The sequence below is a fragment of the Coleofasciculus sp. F4-SAH-05 genome (assembly GCF_040222985.1).
Lineage (GTDB): Bacteria > Cyanobacteriota > Cyanobacteriia > Cyanobacteriales > Coleofasciculaceae > Coleofasciculus > Coleofasciculus chthonoplastes.
This window is the reverse complement of sequence record NZ_JAVKBY010000213.1, coordinates 31703-55050: the sequence shown is the minus strand read 5'-3', so window position 1 is coordinate 55050 and position 23348 is coordinate 31703. Positions and strand designations below refer to the sequence as shown.

General features: G+C 44.2%; 22 protein-coding genes and 2 pseudogenes. 10 read left to right on the top strand and 14 right to left on the bottom strand.

Annotation, left to right across the window (positions count from 1 at the left end; all coding sequences use genetic code 11):
* Positions 1 to 127 precede the first annotated feature (127 nt).
* From RIG27_RS26480 to RIG27_RS26465, 4 genes are all read right to left on the bottom strand, one after another.
* Positions 128 to 703 (bottom strand): chemotaxis protein CheW, encoded by a 576-nt coding sequence (locus tag RIG27_RS26480; RefSeq protein ID WP_446350165.1) that lies wholly within the window; start codon positions 701 to 703, stop codon positions 128 to 130.
* A 138-nt stretch (positions 704 to 841) separates the two neighbouring features.
* Complete coding sequence (locus RIG27_RS26475; RefSeq protein WP_446350164.1) at positions 842 to 1207, bottom strand: response regulator transcription factor; 366 nt, start codon at positions 1205 to 1207, stop codon at positions 842 to 844.
* Positions 1208 to 1341: 134 nt separating this feature from the next.
* The gene (locus RIG27_RS26470; protein WP_446345344.1) at positions 1342 to 1713 is read right to left on the bottom strand and encodes a response regulator transcription factor; all 372 of its coding nucleotides are present in this window, start codon (positions 1711 to 1713) and stop codon (positions 1342 to 1344) included.
* 84 nt (positions 1714 to 1797) lie between these two features.
* A complete protein-coding gene (locus RIG27_RS26465; RefSeq protein ID WP_446350163.1) occupies positions 1798 to 2997 on the bottom strand; it encodes a response regulator in 1200 nt (399 codons plus the stop codon).
* A 400-nt stretch (positions 2998 to 3397) separates the two neighbouring features.
* On the opposite strand from RIG27_RS26465, the gene RIG27_RS26460 reads away from it, so the two are divergent.
* The 3 genes from RIG27_RS26460 (at position 3398) to pirA (ending at position 4718) form a co-directional block, all read left to right on the top strand.
* Positions 3398 to 4198 (top strand): lipoyl protein ligase domain-containing protein, encoded by an 801-nt coding sequence (locus RIG27_RS26460; RefSeq protein ID WP_446350212.1) that lies wholly within the window; start codon positions 3398 to 3400, stop codon positions 4196 to 4198.
* 1 nt (position 4199) lies between these two features.
* The gene (locus RIG27_RS26455) at positions 4200 to 4367 is read left to right on the top strand and encodes a hypothetical protein (protein ID WP_446350162.1); all 168 of its coding nucleotides are present in this window, start codon (positions 4200 to 4202) and stop codon (positions 4365 to 4367) included.
* A gap of 189 nt (positions 4368 to 4556) precedes the next feature.
* Positions 4557 to 4718 carry an arginine synthesis PII-interacting regulator PirA gene (pirA, locus tag RIG27_RS26450; protein WP_446345352.1) on the top strand — a complete coding sequence of 54 codons (162 nt, stop codon included), beginning with the start codon at positions 4557 to 4559 and terminating at the stop codon, positions 4716 to 4718.
* 123 nt (positions 4719 to 4841) lie between these two features.
* Here the strand turns inward: pirA and RIG27_RS26445 are convergent.
* The 3 genes and pseudogenes from RIG27_RS26445 to RIG27_RS26435 all read right to left on the bottom strand — a co-directional run.
* Positions 4842 to 5426, bottom strand: a pseudogene (locus RIG27_RS26445) (PmbA/TldA family metallopeptidase); the annotation flags it as partial.
* Positions 5427 to 5741: 315 nt separating this feature from the next.
* Positions 5742 to 6929, bottom strand: coding sequence for a glycosyltransferase family 4 protein (locus tag RIG27_RS26440; protein ID WP_446350161.1), 1188 nt, complete (start codon positions 6927 to 6929; stop codon positions 5742 to 5744).
* Between the two features lie 116 nt (positions 6930 to 7045).
* The gene (locus RIG27_RS26435; RefSeq protein ID WP_446350160.1) at positions 7046 to 7975 is read right to left on the bottom strand and encodes an NAD-dependent epimerase/dehydratase family protein; all 930 of its coding nucleotides are present in this window, start codon (positions 7973 to 7975) and stop codon (positions 7046 to 7048) included.
* Positions 7976 to 8117: 142 nt separating this feature from the next.
* On the opposite strand from RIG27_RS26435, the gene RIG27_RS26430 reads away from it, so the two are divergent.
* The 5 genes from RIG27_RS26430 (at position 8118) to RIG27_RS26410 (ending at position 11644) form a co-directional block, all read left to right on the top strand.
* Complete coding sequence (locus RIG27_RS26430; protein WP_446350159.1) at positions 8118 to 8735, top strand: alkaline phosphatase family protein; 618 nt, start codon at positions 8118 to 8120, stop codon at positions 8733 to 8735.
* 29 nt (positions 8736 to 8764) lie between these two features.
* Complete coding sequence (locus RIG27_RS26425) at positions 8765 to 8971, top strand: PEP-CTERM sorting domain-containing protein (RefSeq protein WP_446350158.1); 207 nt, start codon at positions 8765 to 8767, stop codon at positions 8969 to 8971.
* A 252-nt stretch (positions 8972 to 9223) separates the two neighbouring features.
* Positions 9224 to 10042: a sulfotransferase domain-containing protein gene (locus RIG27_RS26420; protein WP_446350211.1), complete on the top strand. Its 819-nt coding sequence runs from the start codon at positions 9224 to 9226 to the stop codon at positions 10040 to 10042.
* Between the two features lie 207 nt (positions 10043 to 10249).
* Positions 10250 to 10891 carry a DUF1361 domain-containing protein gene (locus RIG27_RS26415; protein ID WP_446350157.1) on the top strand — a complete coding sequence of 214 codons (642 nt, stop codon included), beginning with the start codon at positions 10250 to 10252 and terminating at the stop codon, positions 10889 to 10891.
* Between the two features lie 108 nt (positions 10892 to 10999).
* On the top strand, positions 11000 to 11644 hold the full coding sequence (locus tag RIG27_RS26410; protein WP_446350156.1) for an L-threonylcarbamoyladenylate synthase: 645 nt from the start codon (positions 11000 to 11002) through the stop codon (positions 11642 to 11644).
* On the opposite strand, the gene RIG27_RS26405 is transcribed toward RIG27_RS26410, so the two are convergent.
* From RIG27_RS26405 to RIG27_RS26385, 5 genes and pseudogenes are all read right to left on the bottom strand, one after another.
* Complete coding sequence (locus RIG27_RS26405) at positions 11628 to 12794, bottom strand: TauD/TfdA family dioxygenase (RefSeq protein ID WP_446350155.1); 1167 nt, start codon at positions 12792 to 12794, stop codon at positions 11628 to 11630. The two genes, RIG27_RS26410 and RIG27_RS26405, sit on opposite strands and share 17 nt — an antisense overlap.
* Before the next feature lie 179 nt (positions 12795 to 12973).
* Positions 12974 to 13831: an NAD(P)-dependent oxidoreductase gene (locus RIG27_RS26400; RefSeq protein WP_446350154.1), complete on the bottom strand. Its 858-nt coding sequence runs from the start codon at positions 13829 to 13831 to the stop codon at positions 12974 to 12976.
* A 217-nt stretch (positions 13832 to 14048) separates the two neighbouring features.
* Entirely contained in the window at positions 14049 to 15383 is a 1335-nt protein-coding gene (locus tag RIG27_RS26395) for an aminotransferase class III-fold pyridoxal phosphate-dependent enzyme (protein WP_446350153.1), read from the bottom strand.
* A 139-nt stretch (positions 15384 to 15522) separates the two neighbouring features.
* Positions 15523 to 16374 carry an SAM-dependent methyltransferase gene (locus tag RIG27_RS26390; RefSeq protein ID WP_446350152.1) on the bottom strand — a complete coding sequence of 284 codons (852 nt, stop codon included), beginning with the start codon at positions 16372 to 16374 and terminating at the stop codon, positions 15523 to 15525.
* A gap of 185 nt (positions 16375 to 16559) precedes the next feature.
* Positions 16560 to 17798: pseudogene (locus RIG27_RS26385) on the bottom strand (serine hydroxymethyltransferase); the annotation flags it as partial.
* A gap of 269 nt (positions 17799 to 18067) precedes the next feature.
* On the opposite strand from RIG27_RS26385, the gene RIG27_RS26380 reads away from it, so the two are divergent.
* Together RIG27_RS26380 and RIG27_RS26375 are read left to right on the top strand one after the other, a co-directional pair.
* The gene (locus RIG27_RS26380; RefSeq protein WP_446350151.1) at positions 18068 to 18808 is read left to right on the top strand and encodes a cytochrome c biogenesis protein CcdA; all 741 of its coding nucleotides are present in this window, start codon (positions 18068 to 18070) and stop codon (positions 18806 to 18808) included.
* 4 nt (positions 18809 to 18812) lie between these two features.
* Positions 18813 to 20195, top strand: coding sequence for a cytochrome c biogenesis protein (locus RIG27_RS26375; RefSeq protein ID WP_446350150.1), 1383 nt, complete (start codon positions 18813 to 18815; stop codon positions 20193 to 20195).
* A gap of 316 nt (positions 20196 to 20511) precedes the next feature.
* Here RIG27_RS26375 and RIG27_RS26370 read toward each other — a convergent pair whose 3' ends face one another.
* Together RIG27_RS26370 and RIG27_RS26365 are read right to left on the bottom strand one after the other, a co-directional pair.
* On the bottom strand, positions 20512 to 21729 hold the full coding sequence (locus tag RIG27_RS26370; RefSeq protein ID WP_446350149.1) for a glycosyltransferase family 4 protein: 1218 nt from the start codon (positions 21727 to 21729) through the stop codon (positions 20512 to 20514).
* 279 nt (positions 21730 to 22008) lie between these two features.
* A complete protein-coding gene (locus RIG27_RS26365) occupies positions 22009 to 23226 on the bottom strand; it encodes a glycosyltransferase family 4 protein (RefSeq protein WP_446350147.1) in 1218 nt (405 codons plus the stop codon).
* Positions 23227 to 23348 lie beyond the last annotated feature (122 nt).

Below are 23348 nucleotides of genomic sequence, written 5' to 3'. Positions count from 1 at the left end.
CAACAACACGTTAATCGTGGAAATGTAGACCACCCTGATTCAGAATTGATGAGTTAGAACGAAAACTGGGAAAACTTAAAACTTGGTCAGGGCAGGTTTAGGTCTAATAATGGACTCCCTTCACCCCTTAAATAGATAGCTTGGGCATTGATGCAATAATCGCATTTCCATCAACAATCACGAGCATTTCACCATTATTTTTCAACCAGTACCCCCGCAAGAAAGGCACTAATTCCGGAGTCACACTAGCGGAGGGAGGAGATTGAATCCAATCAGCATTACACCATTCAATATCTTCAACTCGGTTGACCACAAGTCCTAACATTTCGCTGTTGGCTTGGGTGGAGGTTGACGATTTGGTTTTGGCTTGCAGCACAATTGCCGTATACGCTGAACTATTAGCCGCCTGTTGATACCAGGGTGTAAGTCCCACTAAATGACCTAAATCAACCATCCATAAGACTTCACCCCGCCAATTGTAAGCCCCCATCACCCAACCTGGCATTTGAAAAATTGGGACAATTTGACCTCTAGGAATGGTTAATACTTCAGTGAGTTGATGAATGGGTAATAAAGCGGTGGTATCGGGTAACAAATGAAAGCGTAAAAACTGTTCATTTGCTTGGGTAAGAGAACCCGACAATTGTTCTTGGGTTGGGGTAGTGGGTAAGGAAGGATTTGAGCTGAGTAAAACGTTGGACATTGATATTCTCTACAAGTTAGGTAGTGTGAGTATCTGACTCATGGACTTCTCTAGGCGAGAAAGATAGTTACGCTTGGCGTAGGTTTTGCCAATGCATCGCTGTTGCTAAAATGAGATACTCCTACTTTCTCTCGTTGATCAGGCTCGAATTAACTGTTTCACTGTACGTAAAAGTTCTGCCTGATCAATCGGTTTACCAATGTAGGCATCGGCACCTTGTTTCATCCCCCAAAATTTATCCATTTCGCCACTTTTGGTCGAGCAAATAACCACAGGGATGCTTTTGGTATTAGCGGCGTCTTTAATGTCACGGCAAACTTCAAATCCACTCCGACCGGGTAACACAACATCCAGAACAATTACATCAGGTTTTTCGCTGCTAAGTTTGGCAAGTGCTTCTTCACCACTGTCAGCCGTTATAACTTTGATCCCATCTTCCTGTAAGCAGCGCTTGATAATTTGCAAATCTGTCAGGCAATCTTCAACGACTAAAGCAGTCCCCATAGTCTTGACCTCATGAAAAAATGAATGGGATTTGGTGAGTCTAGATTAATCATTAGGGTTTGGATTATTTTTCGGTATATCTCAGGGTTAACTTCCACTCAATCCAGTAATGACCAATCTAGACCGAATGGACATTAAGCCGATCTCAGCGTCAATTGTTTGACGGTACGCAGCAACTCATCTTGATCAACGGGTTTAGAGAGATAGGCATCAGCACCTTGTTTCATCCCCCAAAACTTATCCATCTCACCGCCTTTAGTTGAGCAAATCACAATCGGGATTTTGCGGGTATTAGCAGCGGCTTTTAAATCACGACAGATTTCAAACCCACTGAGTCCGGGAAGCACAACGTCTAGAACAATCACATCAGGTTTGTGGTTATTCAGTTTTTCTAGGGCGGCTTCACCACTGTCAGCAGTCAATACGTTGATACCTCCTTGCTGTAGACAATTAATGATAATTTGCATGTCGGTGGCAGAATCTTCAACAACTAGGGCAGTTCCCATGATATTTACCTCGCGTAAAATAAGAATGGATGGTTTTGATTGAATTTTCGTTGTTAGTCAGTGATTTTCACCTAAAACCACTGACTAGTGATCAACAACATTCTGCTTAAGATGCTTGCTGATAACATTAAGTACAGTTCCCGCATCAATGGGTTTATTCAAGAAATCAGATGCACCCACTAATTTGGCTCGAACGCGATCGACAATGCCATCTTTTCCGGTCAAAATCATAATCGGCGTATCGCGAAATGCTTGCAATTTGCGTAATTTGGCGCAAATCTCATAGCCATTAGTATTCGGCATCACCAAATCGAGAAAGATTAAGTCAGGTTTACGAGAAATCAAAAGCGCGATCGCACGCAAGCCATCGTCGATAACCAGCGATCGATAACCACTGGCGTTGAGGAGTTTTTCCATGGTGTTGCAAACCAAGGGACTGTCATCCACACAAGCAATCAGTGGCTGGGTGGATTGGGTGGTAGTGGATGGATTTTCTGAACTCTCTTGCTTGACGGGACTCGGGAAATCAGGGATACAAATCAACTCCACTAATCCCCAGCGAATATAAGGCAACAGAGAACGAGTCACTTGCAAGACATCCCGCTTCATCTGCACCGCCACATCCCGCAATGTATGTTTCCCGTCCAAAAGTTTGCTTAGGATGTGGTAAACCGCCTCTGACGTCCGGGCTTCCAAGGCTTTGGGATGTTTAATCACCGGAGCCAGGTTGGGAGAATAGTCTGCCACTAAATCATGATGCCAAGCCTGCCATAACTGATTAGCTTCTGCGATCGCTTCTTCTACATCAATGACCGGAAGTTCGGTGGATAACGTATTATCTTGTTTAATTTGGTAGGTGGTTTGCTGGGCGTGGGCGATATCAAACAAGACTTCCGTGATCACCGATTTAATCAGATGAGTGATTTGTTCATGGGTGATTTTCTGTTGCTTTGCCCATACACTCAACAGGTGATATTGCCAACAGGTTTTACAATTGGCTTGATTAAATCCTGTTAAATCACGCTGTATGGCTAAGCGATCTAATTTTAACTGGGGACTATGGGCAGCTACATTTCTCAGCCACTGTCTCACCGGATGAGTGCCGCCTGTGGCATACATCAGAGAACCTTGGTATAGATAAAACACCCATTTTTGGTCGTCTGGACTTGTCAATATCAGATGACCGCTAAACCGAATCCGTTTTAATGTTTGAATAAATTGAACTTGCTTAGATGCTGTAAACAAGCTGAAAGACACATTCGGTTTGATTGATTTAACGGTCATGACGACACCATGTTTTTGACGAACTAACAGATATAATACTACTCGGCTAAACCCTATTCAGTATTTCTAATGCTCCTGATTCATTTCTATTTAATTAATAACACTATAAAGATGGTGTTGTGGGTAAAAACCTAAGACTTTTATAAAAACTTTTTTTCTTTCCCAATAGAAGAAAAACATCATACAATATTTTTTCGTATTACATCTATTTATTTACTTTAGTGATTAAATAATAGTTGATTGGTTTACACCTAAAACAAATGGATTAAATCTAAGAATATGTCGTATTAAAACGTATTACGGTTTCGCTCAAACAGGATAAAAGGAGATGAAAGTGGCAAAATTAAAATGTAAAGTTTTGTCTACTGTATGACAACGATTGCAAAGATTCGATGAAGCGATGAAACCAATCCTGACGAGCCAATCACCTTGGCGTTTAATCCCTCCCCTATGCCTCTCCGGACAGCTTCAGATGGCAATTGACCAATGGCTTCTAGAACAACGTACCGGCGAGCGGGGAGGCAATATCCAGACGTGCCATGGCACGTCTGGATATACAGGTGCTAAAAATTCTCCAGTTCTGCGGTTTTACACTTGGGAATCCGCCACAATTTCCCTAGGGTACCATCAATGTCGTTGGTCTCCGACTTGGCAAAATCTGACCTGGAAGGGAAAACCGATTCCCTTAGTTCGACGTCCGACGGGAGGACGCGCTGTGCTACACCAAGGTGATTTAACGTATATGGTGGTGACTTCAGGACTCAGTAACAAACGCCTGGAAGCCTATCAGCAGATTTGTAAATTTTTGATTCAGGGATGGCGATCGCTCGGCGTCGATTTGCACTATGGTAAGGCGGGACGAGAGTATCGCCACAATCCCAATTGTTTCGCCACAGCCACAGGTGCAGATTTGGTCACAACTGAAGGGAACAAACTGATTGGCAGCGCCCAGTTGCGACGTGGCGACGCTATATTACAACATGGTTCGATGCGCTTAGAGCCAGATGCTCAGTTATTTGCTCAGGTGTTTGGTGAACACTCTGCTGTAAATTTACCTCTGACTCAGCGAGGGGATAATTTAAGGCAAACGGTGATTGAAGCATTAACCCAAGCCGCAGTTGATTGTTTTGGTGTGGAGTTTGTTGTACAACCGTTATCCGATCAGGAGTGGCAAGAAATTTTAGCGAATGTAGAGACGTAGCATGCTACGTCTGGGAGCGGAGGAGCTTTCTGATTGCGGCGCGGATTATCCCGAAGCTCACGCGATCGCACTCCGTCGTTACCGAGGCTTTATGCTTGAGTTAGCCTGTCTTGATCAACTCCCCCAACGGTGGGGAAAGTGGGTTGCCCAAATTGAGCGGTTAGGTTGACACCTTGCTCCCTACCTTCTGCCTGGTTGGTGAGCCTGTCGAACCACTGCCTTCTGTTTGCGGTTATCCCCCTCAACATTTCACAATTTTCTGTATTAAATACTACGTAATGGTGATCTTTTTTGATTTTATTCGTGGTATTTTTAAATTAGAGTCCATACCAGAAGTAAAACCCAAGGAATGTTCACCATGAACAAAAAACTCCAAAAACAGGCAAAAGAAGCCGCTGCGACCCATCGCCAAAGCTTGCAAAAGAACTTGCAACATCGTATAGAAGTCGCTAGAGCCAATGGCAATGATGCTTTGGTTCGTCAGCTAGAAGCCGAAGCCAGCTATTTGAAACTCAGCTAAGTTATCGGTGAGGAGGGCGGGTTTTGTTGATCAGTTATCGGTGACAAGTTAAGTTAGTGGCTAAACCCGCCCCTACAATGGTGGCTAAACCCGCCCCTAACACTCGTTCTTCAATACCCACGCATCGTAATCGGAACGGGAGTGAACCGACTCAAAGCCTTGACGCACGATCCCTTCATCCCCTCGCGCGATCGCACCAAACCGGGCGGATATATCCAGCCGTTCTTGGACAATGCAGGAACCTGTAGAATTGACAAAATAATTAATCCCGAAGCGATCGCGATATCCTACCATTGTGGTTTGAATTCGCGGATCATATTCTAGTAATAGGCGATTATACTCGGCGATTAACTGACGCTTTTCTAACAGAGATAAACCACGAGGATCGCGACCCAGTTCCACCGCCACATAATCTTGAATTGGTTCCAGTGGTGCTAAACTTGTGGTGTCTTTCCCCACTAACCGCGCTTGGGAAATCGCCGCTTCAATGCGATCTTCCAACTCCGCCAACCCATTAAACGTGACCAAACTCCATCCCCCTTGATGACAAGCGCGAATTCCCCCCGCTAAACTCAAGCTACGGTCTACCGCATCCAGTTGTTCTCCCCGAAACGATATCGCCGTTTGCTCACTTTGCTCCACCCGAATTTCCACATAATCAACGGCGTCCCGATACGGTGCGATCGCCCGTTGCAATTGTTCCTGCATGACTATCTCCACGGGTTTAACTCTCTTGGTTAGGGTTTGGCTGAGACGAATCTAGATTGACTCGAAACATTGGTTAACAAATTGCTCTCTAGTCAGTCTACAACGTTTCCCGGTAAGATTGCTCTGCCCCCTCCAACGCAACTGTCCGCACAGTTCCTCAATGCGTCCTGATTCCTGCCATTCCAGAACCAAGAGGTTAATCTGAGTAGCTTAACCAGTTTTTAGGGCTGACACATCTTTCTTTTCAAATGCATCAGCCCCTCAATCTAGTCAACTCAACTTTTTCTAGAGACAGCCTCTAGGCAGAAAGCCAACCTATCGCGCTAGAGTCATTGGTTGAGTCTCTGGCATAGACAATTCCGGTTCAACTCCCTCAAGAGTATTGAGCATAATCTGGTGCAAGTTTTCCGCCCATGTATCCCAGTTTAAGCGCGTGTCATACTCTTGCCGGGACAATCGTACTAACTGTTCATAGACATCTTTATTGGCAAAGTTAGTCGCTATCAAATCAGCATATTCATGACTCGATGCAGAGACGGGTAGCATATAACCATTCTGTCCATTCTTCACAATCGTGGAGATTCCACCAACATCACTTGTGATTACCGGAATACCATAAGCATTGGCTTCAGCAAACACAAGTGGCGAACAGTCAGCCCGGGTAGGGGAGATTAAGAAATGCGATTCTAACAGAAGATTATTGTATTTTTCCTGCTGTTGAGGAACATTTTTATTCAAGAAAGGAATGATGGTTAATCTTTCATGCTGAATCTCGGCTGGAGGAACCGTTCCCACCATGATTAGCTCTGCATCTATTCCCATATTGAGCAGGGAAACAAGAGTTTGAAAAGCAATATCTGCACCTTTTCTCTGCCAATTTTTACCGATGAACAACAAACGACACCTTTGATGCCGATACTTCTGTCGGGTTTCACTTACGTCCGGAACAGTATCTAAATTTGCGCCGAAGGGGACAACGTTAATCTTATTCGGGGCTGCACCATACTCTAAAACAGCAGAATTTGCAGCCCATTCCGAAGAATAGACGATTCTGTTAGCTTTCGATAGCACTGCCAGCTCCATGTTGGAAGCTGACAAAAAATCTTCTTCCGTCAAGAAAAACTTATAAGTTTCGTGGAGTAGTTTTGGGGTTGCATCTGACAAGAAAACAATCGGTATATCTGTTTCCAAAAAACTTAATTCTTTTGAGGCAACAGGAGCAAAAATCAAATCACAGGACGTACTTTTTAGCTGTCTTTTAACTACGGCAATAAATTTCTCATATTGCTCACCTAGGTGAGAATTTTTGAGTCTGAAAAATCCTACTTTCTCGGCATAGCTTAAAAGTTTACGCCATTGAAAATATCTTCGAGGCAATCCTAAGTTAACTAGCTTAATCTTCTGTTTACTTAAGGCTTTATGCATATAGTACAGTGCGCCTGAGAAAGAATTTTTATCAAAATAGTTGTTTACCGAAAAAAATCCAACACGTATTGGCTGCATCACTGACATCCTTACTTACCCACAAAACAATAGTTGATCATTAGATTATCAACTTAAAGCAAAATTCGCTTATCTCTGCACTTCTTCAATCATTTTATCTTTATGTTCTTTTATCTTTATGTTCTCTTATTTATAAGATATTCCCAGGTCATCCTTAATCCTTCTTGGAAATCTACTTTTGTTGTCCAATCATATATCTCCTTGGCTAATTTATTTGATAGAATATTTACTTTAACATCTCCGTGACGAGCAGGAACAAATTCTTTCTGAATCATCTTTCCAGAAATTTTTTCAACAGCTTCAACAACTTCCATAACGCTATGACCAAAGCCTGAGGAAATATTAACAATAGAAGAACCGGATCTCTCTGATGCTCTTATTAAAGCATCAACTACATCACTTATGTATAAGTAATCTCTAACCGTTTCACCTTGACCATATATCTTGAGAACTCGATTATAATATGCACAGCCCATAGCAACAGCGATTATTCCTTGCGTCCCTAAGAGCTTTTGTCCGAAACCAAAAGGGTTTGATATTCTCAACACATTAATGTCTAACTCTGTTGATCGAGCATAGAAATTAAGATAATTTTCAATAGTTAATTTACTCTGCCCATAAGCCGATTTGGGTCGAAGAGGATGCTCTTCAGTAATAGGAATTGTTTTAGGTTCACCATAGATTGTTCCTCCAGATGAAGCATAAACAATTTTTTTAACTCCACTAGCCAGACAGATTTCAACTAAGCGTATGGTTGGCAGTAGATTTGAAAAGATATCATAAACACTACTTTCCATTTGTGTTCCCGGGAAAGTCGTTGAGATCAAATGAAAAACTGTATCTATCCCTTTGACTGCTCTCCGAAGCGCTACATCGTCCAGGAAATCTCCATAGACAATATCTAGGCTTCCTAAAATATCTACTAGGTTGACAAGAGAAGAGCTTGCCCGTGTAAAAATTCTGGGCTTACTTCCTCTACCAACCAATTCTCTTGCCAGATTTCCTCCGATAAAGCCAGCTCCTCCCACAATTAGATGTTTTGCCATCTGTATTCTATTGTTTATCTTCAAACTTTATGCTACTTTGTTTATAGATACAATATTGTATGCTTATAGCTAGGGGTTCATTGTTTAACTTAAACGAGTCATTTCACATTTGTCAAGTATCGCATTAGACAAAATACAACAAATGAAGAAAAATCCTGTCATCGCCATCGGGCTGGATGCCGCCGAGCCATCTCTACTCGAAAAGTGGATGTCTCAAGGATATCTGAAAACGTTGTCTCATCTGCGCCAGCAGGGAGTATACGGGCGTTTGCAGAATTTTCGGGATTCTAATGTAGAGACAGCCTGGACAACCTTTGCCACGGGTTGTTCACCTCAAAAAACTGGCTTTTGGGCACAAATGGTGTTTCGCGAAGGGACTTACAACTTTGAAACCCGTGCCGCTTATGATTTTCAGGAGTATCCCCCCTTTTACGCATTGGGTGAAGACTATCGGGTAGCTACCTTCGATGTTCCCCAAGTGCGGCTGACTGATAAGATCAACGGGTTACAGGTGGCAGCTTGGGGGGCGCACTCTCCTCAAGTCGAGAGTGGCTCCTTACCGGAATCACTGTTCCAGGAGTTGATTGACAAGCATGGCGCCAGCCCAGCCCTCCACAAAGACTACGCCGTTTGTCTTGATTTGAAGAGTACTCTTAAAGTGGCGGAACGATTGCACACTGGGATGGCTCGACGCTCGGCAACTTGTCAGGATTATTTGCCCCCAATGCTATTACCTCTTTATCCAGATTCGGGACTTTAGACGAGGTTATTGCTGGTAGTCCTAGAGACATGGCGACTATTACAGGAGATAGGGGGAATATCTTGGACGTTCATTTTACTAATCGATCGTCAATAGATCCGTTGCGCGTGATTACTGTAGCAACTCCTGTTCCTGAACCATTAACCATTCTGGGTACAGGTACAGCTCTAGGAATAGCTCCTTTGCTTAAAAGAGCATACTCGAAAAAACAGAATAAAAAACAAAAAGATGACTAATTCGGTATCTGATTAATAGGTGATAGTAGCCTATATGTGACTGCACCAACAGTATCTAAATATACATTCCTCTCAGATTAAGAACTGGGAGGGTGTCTGCTTTTGAGCCTATTCTCAGCATTGGGCATAAGACATATTTTTGTCAAAGCATACAATGTCAAATCTGTACAGGAAGTTTTCTACCAACGGATTCGTACTCAGTCCTATAATAGAAGCTATGAAGACACTGTTGATCAATACAGAGATATTCAAATGATGAAACGATTGATTAAAGGGGTAGTCTATCCAGTTATTAAGTCGCGACCTGACTTCTTGATAATCGGAGCGCAGAAGGCAGGAACCACTTCATTGTATCGCTACCTAAGTCAACATCCTCAAATTTTGGAGAACAAGACATGGAAAGAAATTCGTTACTTTGACCTACCGGAAAACTATAGTCAGGGCTGGGGTTGGTATTTAGGACATTTTCCATCAAAAGTTCGCAAGGGGAATAAACTGACCTGTGATGCATCACCCAGTTATCTCTATTTCAAACATATTCCTCAGCTCATCAAACAAGATTTAGAAAATATTAAAATGATTGCCGTTTTGAGGGAGCCTGTTTCCCGGGCTTATTCAGCGTGGCAAATGTATCATAGTTTTTCCGATAATCCCAACCAGAGCTTGAGAGCAATAGCAGATACAAGAAGTTTTGCCCAGGCAATTGAGCAAGAACTCAATCCTGAATCAAACACAGCCCATTATCCTTATGATTATATCGACAGGGGGAAATATGTAGAACAGCTAGAAAATTACTATAAGTATTTTGATAAAAATCAAATTCTCATTTTGAATGTGGATCAGTTTCGTAAGGATTTGGCTTCAACGCTCAATAGTGTGTGCCGTTTTTTAGAGATTGAGGATTTTCCCCAAGAAAAGATTCGTCAATTTCAAGAGAAAAAGCATAATGTTGGGAAATATAAATTTAATAAAACTCAGGCGGATAAAGAAAAAATGGAATTTTTGAAGACTTATTTTAATTATTTTAACGAGAAACTTTATAAAATTTTAGATATTCGTTATGATTGGTAATTGTAAATCGCCATAATATATAAATTTTGCTTCTTAGAAGTCACTTAATCAAATAATCAGGCTTGCAGACAGTGATAGTCTAGGATAGAAGCCGATTTGTACCTGACATCGCACTCAGTTGAAGTTGGCATCACCTAGATTTAGGTGGCTATACTTGATAACAGCAGCACTAAACCCACTCACACCTGTAGGTCTACCGATAAGAATATGTCTTTCAGATTTCTATTAAGGGATGCCTGGAAAGCGTGGCATCGCCATAGCGGTTGGATGGCTTGGAATTTATTTCTGGCGTTTATCCCCTTAGCTTTAAGCGTTTGGCTCTTTCGCCGCTCATCTGGCTCTCGTAACCTTTTATGGTGGGTGGGTTTCATTGTTTTCATGGCGTTCTTACCCAATGCGCCTTATCTGTTGACGGATATCATCCACCTGATTGATGCGGTACGCCGTGACTATTCCGTTTGGGTGATTACTTTAGTCTTAATTCCACAACATCTTAGCGTTATTCTACTGGGCTTTGAAGCTTACGTTATCTCGTTAATTAATTTAGGACACTATTTACAAAAGCAAGGCATGGGTAAATTAACTCTTCCGGCTGAACTGATTACTCATGCTCTCTGTGCCGTTGGTATCTATTTAGGACGATTCCTCCGATTTAATAGTTGGGATTTAGTTACACAACCTGAGGATTTAGCCCAAACAATTGTGGATGACTTAACTGCCAAACGTCCCTTGTTGGTCATGTTTGTCACCTTTATCGTGTTGGCAGTATTGTATTGGGTGATGAAACAAATCACGCTGGGACTCATTCTCAAAATGCGTTATCGAAAATTTCTCCACGAATCCGATTAGATTCAGTCTTAAACCGTTTAGTATAGAGAGTGCAAGACCTAAATTACTCTGACAATCTCTACCGTTAACTTTTATTGTGCCTACCTACTTACTCCTGGAAAGTAAAATATGACAGAAATTTTACCTGCTGCTCAAGAAGTCACCATAGGCAAGGCAGTGAATTTGCTAGGGAAAGGCGATGTCGTTGTTTTCCCAACCGATACGATTTATGGAATTGGAGCCAGTATTGCCCAAGAATCAGGCATTAAAAAGATTTTTGAGGTGAAATCGCGATCGCCAAACAAACCCCTAATCATTTATGTCGCCGATTTTGAACAACTGCAACAAGTAACTCAAGGCATTCCTGAAAGTACCATCAAGTCGCTCCGTAAAATTTGGCCCGGGGCAATGTCTGGCATTTTCCCTAAGACTGAAATTGTCCCATCATTTGTCACATCAGGAAAAGACACAGTCGCCGTAAGAATCCCTAACCACCCCCTTTGTTTGGAATTGGTGCGTCAGGTTGGTGCTCCCCTAGCGGTAACCAGCGCGAATGTATCCGGGATGGAGACGCAAAAAACAGCCCCGGAAGTCGCGGCGCAATTGGGAGAGCGAGTTCCATTGGTTCTGGATGGAGGACCAAACCCCGAACAACAGCCTTCTACCCTGGTTGATTTTACAGAGTCACCGGCTCGGCTATTGCGCGAGGGCGCTTGGTCTTTCTCAAAACTTCGCCAAGCCATTCCCGATTTGCAACCTATCCCTGAAAGCTGAGATTTGTCTGAAGCAGCCGCCACTGGCTATGAAAATAGTCTCGCTCTACTGAACAGTAGCGTAAATGGCGGCGCTGATTTTGGATTGCGATCGCAGTGCGCCCGTGTAGGATACGATGGTTGTCAAACATGACCAGATCTCCGGGTTGCAGACCTTGTTTCAGGTAGTATCTTGGATCAGTATAGAGCTGCATCAGCTTTCCATAAGCGGCATAAAATGGCTCGATAATCTCCTCTGACAAGTCCAAGGGAGCAGGAAATAGATTGCTAATCCGAACTTGCTGCAAATGACCCGAACTATCTAGGCAAAAAACCGGACTACTGAAGTGCATATCGATGCGATCGCGATAATATTTTCGGAAAGAAACCTCGTAACGGCAAAGTAGATCGAACGCCTCCCTATTCTCCTGACGTAGCACTTCTGCTATTTGAAAACCATCCACAAAAATAGACTGACCGCTGCCATCGTTGTTTGCCATTAAACAGTGGAAAAAAATAATTCCCGGTGGTGCATATTGATAGGCATCATCTGTGTGAGGTATTAGGTCAATTTGGGAGTTGGCAACACTGTTCTGGCTTTCCTCTGGGTCAACAACAATCTCGAATATACGTCCGTAATTGGTTTCCAATAGAGGTCCAAATGACTGGGCAAAGGATTCGAGTTCTCCATTCTTAGGAGGCACGTTTCGGACAAAGCAAATCCCGTAATCCCTCAGATATTCTAACAGTTGCAACCGACCTGCATCCCCAGTTTTGACTTCTTCATAAGTAATTTGCGGCAGGTTAGTTACAATCTGGCTATCCCAAAGAATCGGTCGATACTGGCGATGCTTCCTCTCCGTAGCCGAATAGCAATGCTGTCGCAACCAGCGAGCATGATAAATGCTTTTGTGACCGTCAGGTTTCCATCGTATTTCCACTGTGTTTCCACTATCCCAATGAACTGACAGGGGTTCTATATCGATGGGAACATCAACGATCCGAAAACGCTTTTCTCCATGTCTGGGGTCACCACAAGCCGAACAATAACAGTTATCCCGCAGCCAAATATAGTGGAAGGTACTGCGATGACCATCAGCCCAATCAAGGAAAAGTTTTCTTCTATCTTGCTGAATTTCAGAGATTTGGTATTGTTGAGATTGACTGCTCATAGCAACATTTTAGACTAGATTACTCATGGTGCGAGCGAGTAGGGTGCCGTTAGCCAAGCGTAACCCACCCCAATTCTCAAAAAATTGGTGCGTTACGCTCCACTTTGTTCCGCTAACACACCCTACTGTTGAGATTAAATTAAGATTTAACTGGTGCAATTTAGACTGAAGTGACTTGACTACTCCGGCAAATTCATCATCTGAGTAAAACTTTTATCCCCACCATAAGTCGCACAAGCTTGTTGTAATACCTCACATAGACGTGCTGAAAATTCTAGAGGAGTTTTGAAGCTTTGATTGAGTTCATTAACTAAACAGGCATCCTTGTGAGCTAAGTTTAATGTAAACGCTGGACCCGGATTTCCTTCTAAGATAGAGGGAAGCAATTTTTCTGCGACCCAGCTACTACCTGAACCCGCTTGAATCATGTTCGTAAGTTGTTTAGGATCGATTCCTGCTTCTGCTCCCAAGGATAGGACTTCACCCAGGGCTTTAGTATTAATGAAGCAAAGATAATTAATTAGCAATTTGGAAAGAATGGCATGGGAAAGTGGTCCTACATAATAAATTTGAGAACCAATGGCTTCTAATATTCCCTTAATTTTGGCAAAAGTGTCTTGATTGCCCCCGACAAACATGGAGAGTGTGCCAGTTTCCGCCCCCTTTGCGCCCCCAGAAACCGGTGCGGCAATTGAGTCAACTTCCCGTTCGGATGCAATGGCTGAAATCTTTTCCATAATTTCTATGGAATTGGTTCCAGTATCAAGCCAAATTGTTCCAGGATGGGCATTGGCAATCACTCCAGCATCGCCTAACATCACAGATTCTAACTGTTTTGGTCCTGGTAGACTGGTCATGATCACATCAGCATCACCTGCTACCTCTGGGATAGAATTGCGCCAAACAGCACCTGCTGCGATTAAGGCTTCGGCTTTTGACCGTTGGATGTCATACACTGAAACATTAAATCCTGTTTTGAGCAGATTAGCAACCATCCCACTGCCCATATTACCCAGACCAATAAATCCAATTTTCATGGGAATTTTCTCCTATTTAAGTAGTTTGTCATTTGTCATTTGTCATTTGTCATTTGTCATTTGTCATTTGTCAAAACACTGATTTCACTGATTTATTGTCCTGATGGGGGTAGGGAGGTGAGAGCTTATTCACACACTGATTACACAGAAAAGTTCGTTCTCTCATCAAGACGCGGGTGATTAGGATTTTAACGAAGGTTATTTCGTCATTGGTCAATTAACCTTCGTAGGCTTCATCAGCAATGTTCAACGCATCATCAATAATGGCAAACCCTTCTTCTAACTGCTCCTGATTAATGCAAAGTGGGGGAGACATAAATACCCAATTCCAGCGTAAAAGACCATGTAAACCAAGCTCCCGGAGACGAGCCGCCACTTTACCCATCACCACCATTTCATGGGGTTTAGCATTCCAAGGAGCCATCGGTTCCCGCGTTTCTCGGTTCTTGACGCACTCAATTACTCCATAAAGTCCTAAACTGCGGACATCTCCCACCGATGGATGTTTTGCCTTCATTTCCTGTAACTTTTCTGCCATCTGATTGCCCATAATCCGGCTATTTTCCACCAGATTTTCTTCTTCATAAACCTTCATCGTCGCCAAAGCCGCAGCGCAACCAATGGGATGACTGCCAAAAGTAAGTCCGCAAACAAAGGGGTTGGTTTCAAAATAATCGGCAATGTGCTGGCGTACTATCACCCCACCCATGGGAATATACCCACAGGTAAGTCCTTTTGCCATTGCCATAATATCGGGAACCACCCCATAATGCTCGATCGCAAACATTTTCCCGGTGCGACCAAAGCCGGCTAGCACTTCGTCACAAATCAACAGGATACCATGCTGATCAGCATAGTCCCGCAAGGCTTGCCAATAGCCATCAGGAGGAATAATCACACCATTGAAACCCGTAATAGTTTCCATCAGGATCGCCGCCACGTTTTCGGGTCCCTCAAACTCAATAGTCTGAATAACGTGATCGATATACACTTGGGGATTTCCTGCGGGTGCGTAGCCAAAAGGACAACGGTAGGGATATGGATCATGCACGCGAACAATCCCACTAATTCCCGGTTCGTGAACCAAGCGTCTGGGGTCTCCTCCTGCCGTTGCTGCACCCAAGGTAGCACCATGATAACTGCGATATCGGGTAACTATTTTATGCCGTCCCGTGTACATACGGGCTATTTTAATGGCATTTTCAATGGCTTCAGCCCCACTCAGGGTAAAGAAAGTCTTGGTCAGATCCCCTGGTGTAATTTCCGCTAACTTGGCGGCTGTTGCAGCACGAATTTCTGTGGCAGTACCAGGATGGGCGAACACCAGTTTATCGGCTTGGTCTTTTATGGCTGCAATCACCTTGGGGTGGCTATGACCAATGTTCATATTGACGTACTGACTGGAAAAATCCAGGTACTTTTTGCCGTCTTTATCCCAAAAGTAAACGCCCTCAGCCCGATCCATAACGATGGGATTTTGGATGTTTTTCTGAGGAACCCAGGAAAAAAAGACGTGATCGCGATGGGTTTTAACTATTTCTTGAGCCTTCATGTTCTTTACTTGAAAATACACCACAGGAAGTAGGGTGGGCATTGCCCACCTGACCATTATCTATTGAGGGCAAAGGTGCGTTACGCTAGGCTAACGCACCCTACAGATAGAGGCTGTGCGTAAGTCCTAAACAACTTACTTATGGACGGCGAAAATGAAATAGACCCCAGGTAAACAGACCTTTCTGGGCAGACTCCACCCATTGACACAAACCATTTTTAGACGATTCTAAAAATTCTGGGGTACATTTTTGGCTGAGTTCGTCGTAATGGGCAATGACAGAATCTCTCAATTTCGTGTAATGGACGAGCAACTGATCGGATTTGTCGATCACGTTGATAGTTTCAAAACCCAGGCTTTCGGCTTTACTGGTATAGGAATGGAAAGAACCCAAACGCTCATGATTGATATTAACCCGTCCGAGTGCATCCTTTAAGGCTCCATCTGGACAATCATCGGCTTGCAGAATATCCATAAATAACAATTGTCCCCCTGGTTTAAGCACCCGATAGGCTTCTTCTAGAACACGATCTTGCCCGTCAGTATGGAATAGGGCATCTTGAGACCAAACCAGATCGAAACTGGCATCATCAAAGGGAATTTCTTTAAAATTACCAAACACAATATCAATCAAATTGTCAAGACCCTGTTCACGATTACGCCGCTCATTTTCCTGATTTTGTTCTTCACTAATGTTGAGACAGGTAACATGACAGCCATATTTGCCAGCCAAATGTCGTGCCGCTGGTCCATATCCGGAACCGAGATCAAGGACACGGAAATCGGGGTTGAGGTTCTGGACTTGTTTTGCCATCCATTCAGTGGTTTTCGCCATTCCCTCTGCAATGGGGCGATCTGGATCGTCCTCATACAATCCTAAATTTAAGGTGTCGCTGCCAATGGCAATCTCATACAAATTACGCGCATTTTCACTGTTGTAATGGACTCTGGCGCGTTCTGTGGCTTGTTCCGAGTTGGCTGTTGTGGTCATAAATATGCACCTATCGCTAATGTTTTCCGAGTTGGATATACAGGAAATTCAGAAAAACTTGAGGTTGAGAATTAACGTTAACCCTGAGCGCAGTCGAAGGGTTGAGCGCAGTCGAAGGGTTGAAGTTGGTATTCGGATTGTCGGGCAAACCTGTCCCCATCTGGCTCGTAAATCGAATCAATGTGGGGATGAAGGCGACATAAGCGACTAACTTCATCTTGAACCTTGGCAATGGTATTAACTGTAGGTTCGCTGCTGAGCATTTTATCAATTAGTTCAGCAATGGAATGCATTTCTTGGGCACCAAATCCCCTCGTCGTGATTGCCGATGTTCCTACCCGAATACCGCTGCATATTGTAGGCTTCTGGGAATCGTAGGGAAGCAAGTTTTTATTGACGGTAATTCTGACACTGGCTAAGCGTTCTTCGGCTTCCTTTCCTGTGATACCTTGTTCAGTGAGATCGACAAGCATCAAATGATTATCCGTACCGCCAGAAACCAGACGGAATCCCCGTTCCATCAAATCTGCGGCTAATATCCGGGAATTTTCCAGGTTTTGACGTTGATAGCTCCCAAAGCTGGGAGACATAGCTTCTTTGAGCATCACCGCCTTAGCCGCGATCGCATGAACATGAACAGCGCCTTGTACCCCAGGAAATACAGCACTGTCAATCTTGCGAGCAAATTCTGCTGCGGAATGTTCCCCCAGTAAAATCATGCCACTGCGCGGACCACGCAAAGTTTTCTGGGTGCTGGTGGTGACGAAATGAGCATGGGGAACAGGAGAAGGATGTAATCCGGCTGCCACTAATCCACAGATGTGGGCGATATCCGCTAATAAATAGGCTCCGACTTGATCCGCAATTTCCCGAAAGCGTTGGAAATCAATGGTGCGGGGATAGGAACTCGCACCAGCAATAATCAGTTTAGGACGAATCTCTTTGGCTTGGCTGAGGATGCGATCGTAGTCGAGGTACTCTGTATCTGGATCGACTTGATAGAAATGACAGTCATAGATTTTACCTGTCATGGTAAATTTAGCACCATGGCTCAGATGTCCCCCATGACCAAGATCCATCCCTAAGATGCGATCGCCTGGTTTGAGAACCGTCAGGTAAACAGCCTGATTTGCTTGGGAACCTGTGTAGGGTTCAAGATTAGCGTAAGTGGCGCCAAATAGTTGTTTTGCCCGGTCAATTGCCAAGTTTTCCAGGACATCAATCGTTTCACAGCCACTAAAATAGCGCCGCCCCGGATATCCTTCCGCTACTTTGTTGGTAAGGATTGAGCCTGTGGCTTCTAGTACGGCGCGGCTGGTAAAGTTAGCCGACGCAATTAATTCAATGTTATCTTTCTGGCGCTGAGCTTCTTGATCCAGAAGCGCAAAAATCTCTGGATCTGAAACTTTTAAACAAGAATTCATCAGTTTTGTTGTTGAATACAATTTACTATCATAACTGGTAAGCGAGTCATGACTAAGTAGTCGGACATAAATAAACGGTACTGTCCCCAACAAAAATGCTTGTAACCTTTGCCTCAAGGAAATTAGAGTTGTATTTACAAAAATTATCACCGTTCCAAAAACTTTTGTCCGACTACTTAGAAAGCCGTCAAAATGTCAGTTTGACGGCTTCGTGAGTCCAAATAGGTTAAAATGCTCAGATGAACAGGATTCAGTAGATTACTCGGCGCATGATTGACACCATTAAAACTCAACTGTACCAACTGGAACAATTTGCCGATCATCTAGTTGGAAATCAGCTTACCCATCTGAGTGGATTAAGCATCGGGATTATCTTTGCGGCTGGGTTGCTGACGAGCCTAACTCCTTGTATGCTATCCATGCTGCCAATCACAATTGGCTATATTGGTGGCTATGAAGCCAAAGGACGCCTGCAAGCCGCGACTCAATCCACTTGGTTTGCTTTCGGGTTGGCAACCACCCTAGCCGGATTGGGAATTTTAGCCGCATCAGTGGGGCGAGTCTATGGGCAAGTGGGTATCGGATTACCCATTATTGTTAGCCTGATTGCCATCATCATGGGGCTAAACTTACTCGAAGCCTTACCCCTACAATTGCCGTCGTTTGGCGGAATGGAGTGGATTTCTCCGGATTTGCCCAAGGGGATACGTTCCTATTTGATTGGTTTAACCTTTGGTTTAGTCGCCTCTCCTTGCAGTACACCCGTTTTGGCAACGTTACTGGCTTGGGTGGCAAGTACACAAGACTGGGTTTTAGGTGGCGTTCTGCTATTATCCTATACGGCAGGTTATGTTACCCCCTTAATTGTGGCAGGTACATTTACTGCTTCAATAAAGAAGTTATTAGAAGTACGCCAATGGTCAAGTTGGATTACACCCGTTAGTGGGGCTTTATTAGTCGGATTCGGCGTCTTTTCACTGCTGTCTCGGATTCCTGGGGGAATATTTTAATTAAATGACGTTAGATAATCAATCTGTGTCTAATCCTGTCGGACGTTGGTTCCGGCGTTATATCGTATCATTTCTGGCAGATTTACGACTCGCGATCGCACTCCTATTAGCGATCGCTCTTTTCAGTATCAGTGGCACCATTATCGAACAGGGTCAATCTCTCGCCTTTTATCAAGCCAATTATCCCGAAAATCCAGCGTTATTTGGCTTCTTAACCTGGAAAGTTCTCCTCTTCTTAGGATTAGATCATGTATACCGGACATGGTGGTTTTTGTCAATCCTAGTTCTATTTGGCAGTAGCCTCACCGCTTGCACGTTTACTCGTCAATTTCCCGCCCTCAAAGCCGCCCGTCGTTGGAACTATTATCAGGAACCGCGTCAGTTTCAGAAATTGGCACTCAGCGCTGAACTAGAAACAGGTTCCCTGAATTCTTTATCCCAACTGCTGCAAGCCAAGCGCTATCGGGTATTTCAAGAAGGAGATAGCCTCTACGCCCGCAAAGGAATCGTGGGGCGGATTGGTCCAATTGTGGTTCATGCCAGTATGCTGATTATTCTGGCGGGGTCAATTTGGGGCGCGATGACGGGATTTATGGCACAGGAAATGGTTCCTAGTGGCGCAACCTTTCATGTCAGAAATATTATTGATGCCGGTCCCTGGGCAAAATCTCAGGTTCCTCAAGATTGGGGGATTCATGTTAATCGCTTCTGGATTGACTACACCCCCGAAGGCGGAATTGATCAGTTTTATTCCGATTTGTCGGTTGTGGATAATCAGGAACAAGAAATTGACAGAGAAACCATTTATGTGAATAAACCTCTGCGCCATCAAGGTGTCACCTTCTACCAAACCGACTGGGGAATCGCGGCGGTGCAGGTACAGTTAAATAACAGTCCAATATTCCAGTTACCTATGGCGAAACTGGATATCCAGGGGAATGGGCGTATCTGGGGGACATGGGTACCAACGAAACCGGATTTAAGTGAAGGCGCTTCATTGTTGGCAAAAGATTTACAGGGGACGGTTTTGGTATACGATGCCAAGGGGAAATTAGTCTCCACGGTGCGTTCTGGAATGAGTACCCAAGTGAATGGGGTAACATTGCGCCTTAAGGAATTAATCGGCAGTACAGGTTTGCAAATTAAAGCTGATCCCGGCATTCCGATTGTGTATACAGGCTTTGGTTTGCTCATGGTGGGTGTAATTATGAGCTATGTCTCCCACTCCCAAATTTGGGCATTACAAAAAGGCGATCGCTTTTATGTGGGGGGGAGAACTAACCGCGCCCAGGTATCATTTGAGCGAGAAGTGATTGAGATTTTAGATCGTTTGCATGAGGATAAATCAACACCTGACGTTCCGTTACAAGAAGCGATGCAAGTCTAGGTAGACTTTCAAACGGCTACCTGTAGGGACATGGCAATGCCCATCCGTGTCAACTGAAGCCACAACCCCCTCACCCCCCTTCCGTCCTCCTTCAGGCGAATGGAATTCGCGCCTAGACAAACCAAGTCCGCCTGCGCGGACTAACAACAGATTAAGAGTTTTGGAACCCGCGTTAGCGAAGCTTGCCGAAGGCCAGGCGGGTTTTGTTTGTGTAGTTGCGGTTTCAACCGCCCCACTGAAAATGGTGTCAGCTCTGTCACAATGAAACAACCACAGACAAAGAAAGACGAATGACCAATGACCAATGACAAATAACTCACTTCCCCATCAATACCTTCTCATAAAGCTCCCCCGCCCGTTTCCAGGTATATTTTTTCTCAACCAGCGATCGCCCATTTTCTGAGAGTTGCTTGCGAAGCTGACGTTTCTCAAATAACCGACTCACGGCATACACATATTCCGCGGGTTCATTTGCCCGTAATGCCCGCAGGGGGACATCTCCACCATCCACAGGCAATCCTTCCAAACCGCGATCGCTTGCTACCACAGGAACTCCTGCTGCCATTGCCTCTAGGGTTTTGTTTTTAATCCCATAGCTAGTCCGCAGGGGAATTACACAAACTGTTGCCTTATGCAAATAGTCTACGATTGAACTCACCCGCCCTGCCACCGTAATTCCCGGACGTTCCTGCAACTCTAACACCTCAGGTACAGGGCGTGCGCCAACAATTTCTAAGATTGCCTCTGGATACCGTCGTAAAATCTCTGGGAATACCTCTAAACTAAAGAAACGCACCGCATCAACGTTTGTCAGGCTATCCATAACACCCACAAACACTAATCGCTGTCCTCCCGGATCGGAGACACGCTTAGGAAACTGCTTAAAATCAACGCCATTGGGAACTAACGTAATCTTACCCTCTGGTTCATAATCCTCAATCTGACGCCGATCTGTGGGAGTCGCGACGACAATATTGGTAAACTTGCCACAATATCGCTCTTCGTAACGGCGCAGTAGGGGTAAATTTAATTGCTCTCGTAGCTGCTTATCCGCTGGTTTGCCGTCTAACTGATGGCGCTGCTTGCGATAGAGGGAACTATGAATATTGACGACGGTTCGCAACTTCTCTCGCCATTGGGGGCGAACATAAATTTCATTCATGCTATGTTCGCAGGTGATCACGTCAAAGTTTCCTGACTCTATTGCCTGATTAACCCACTCCTGCATCTCCGGGGAGTAGTATTTTAAGACACTTTGAGGCGTTCCTTGTTGCAGGAATGTACTCAAGCGCTGCATTTTTGACCGCAATCCACTGTTGTTCTCTGAGCTGTTGGGTTGAGGGAAAACAACGAGTTCTTCGACCCATTCCTGCAACTTTTCCACGTCAGTCTCGGAACTATCATCAGTGGGTTGAGTCACCAGGGTAATCTGATGACGCTCACTCAGAGCCTTGAGTAAGTTAAATGTTCTAACCTCAGTTCCGCCGCTGGTGGGTGGATAAGGAAATGTGGCAGAGAGGATGAGAATTTTCATAAATCTTCAACTTCCCCCAAAAATAGTCATAAATTCGGTTTTATCGGAATTAATGATGAATTGAGATGGCATTTATTAAAATTTGCTAATGGATTATGTCTATATTCATCAAACAGTTTTACCTTATTATATAAACATTTTAATATTTTAATCATAAATTATTTATATAGATAATTTATGATTAATTTTTGATCACAAATTATTGGCAGGCTATTCCTTGAGGCAGATAGTTTTAATATGCATACCCCTACACCCTACACCCTACAGCTATTTGTTTGTTCACTTTGCACAAATGACTTGTTCATAAAGCTGGGCGGCTCGCTCCCATGTATAATTATTCTCAATCAACTGGCGTCCATTTTGTGACAATTGTTGTCTCAGTTGAGACTCTTCAAATAAGCGAGTCACGGCATCAACATACTCGGAAACCGAGTTTGCCCTCAATGCTCTCAATGGTACATTGGGACGATCAACCTCAAGTCCTTCCAACCCGCGATCGCTTCCCACCACAGGTACACCTGCCGCCATCGCCTCCAAGGTTTTGTTCTTGATCCCATACCCCGTTCGCATCGAGACGACACATACAGTGGCTTGATGTAAGTAGTCTGCCATTGAAGGCACCCGCCCCGTTACCGTAATTCCGGGACGATTCCCCAGCGCCGATACCTCAGAGGTGGGACGTGCGCCAACCAGTGTTAACGTTGTGTCTGGATACCGTTGTTGAATTGCGGGGAATACCTCTAAACTTAAGAACATCACCGCATCAATATTGGCTAAATTATCCATCGCGCCGATAAACGTCAAGCGATGTCCACCGGGATCAACAGTTCGATAAGGAAATTGGCTAAAGTCTACACCATTGGGAATCACAGCAATCTGACTGGGGGGATTATAGGATTGAATCTGTTGGCGATCGTCATCCGTCGTCACCACAATATGAGAGAATTTAGCACAGTAGCGCTGTTCATAGCGATAAAGCAGAGGCAGATTCAAGCGATCGCGCCAGAGATTCTCACTTGTACCCGTTTGCAACTGATTGCGACAGGAAGCGTACACCGAACTGTGGATATTGACAACCGTTCGCAGTTGTTCGCGAAACTCCGGACGCACATAAATCTCGTTAACGCTATGTTCGCAGGTAATTACATCAACGTTATTCTTCTTGACACACTGATCAACCCAATCCTGTAATTGTGGAGAATAAATCGAGAGGACACTGGGAGGAATCCCCTGCTGTAAAAACTGACCAAAGCGCTGTAACTTTCCCCCTATTCCACCCTTCAAATGGGTTGTTTCCGGACGAGGAAATACGACTAATTCCTTCACCCATTTTTGCAGGGCTTCGATTTCTGTATCGGTGACATCATCCGCCCGTTGAGTCAGTAGCGTAATTTCATGACGCCCACTCAGATGCTTGAGTAAATTAAATGTTCTAACCTGCGTTCCTCCTCGGGTAGGGGGATAGGGAAACGTAGAAGAGAGCATGAGAATTTTCATGGGTCGTCATTGGTCGTTGGTCATTGGTCATTTGTAACCATTATTGCCATCACATTTGTCAAGTTATTCTTAAAATCAAAACTTGATCGGGGCGGGTTTAGTTACATCTAGGTGAGTGAAGA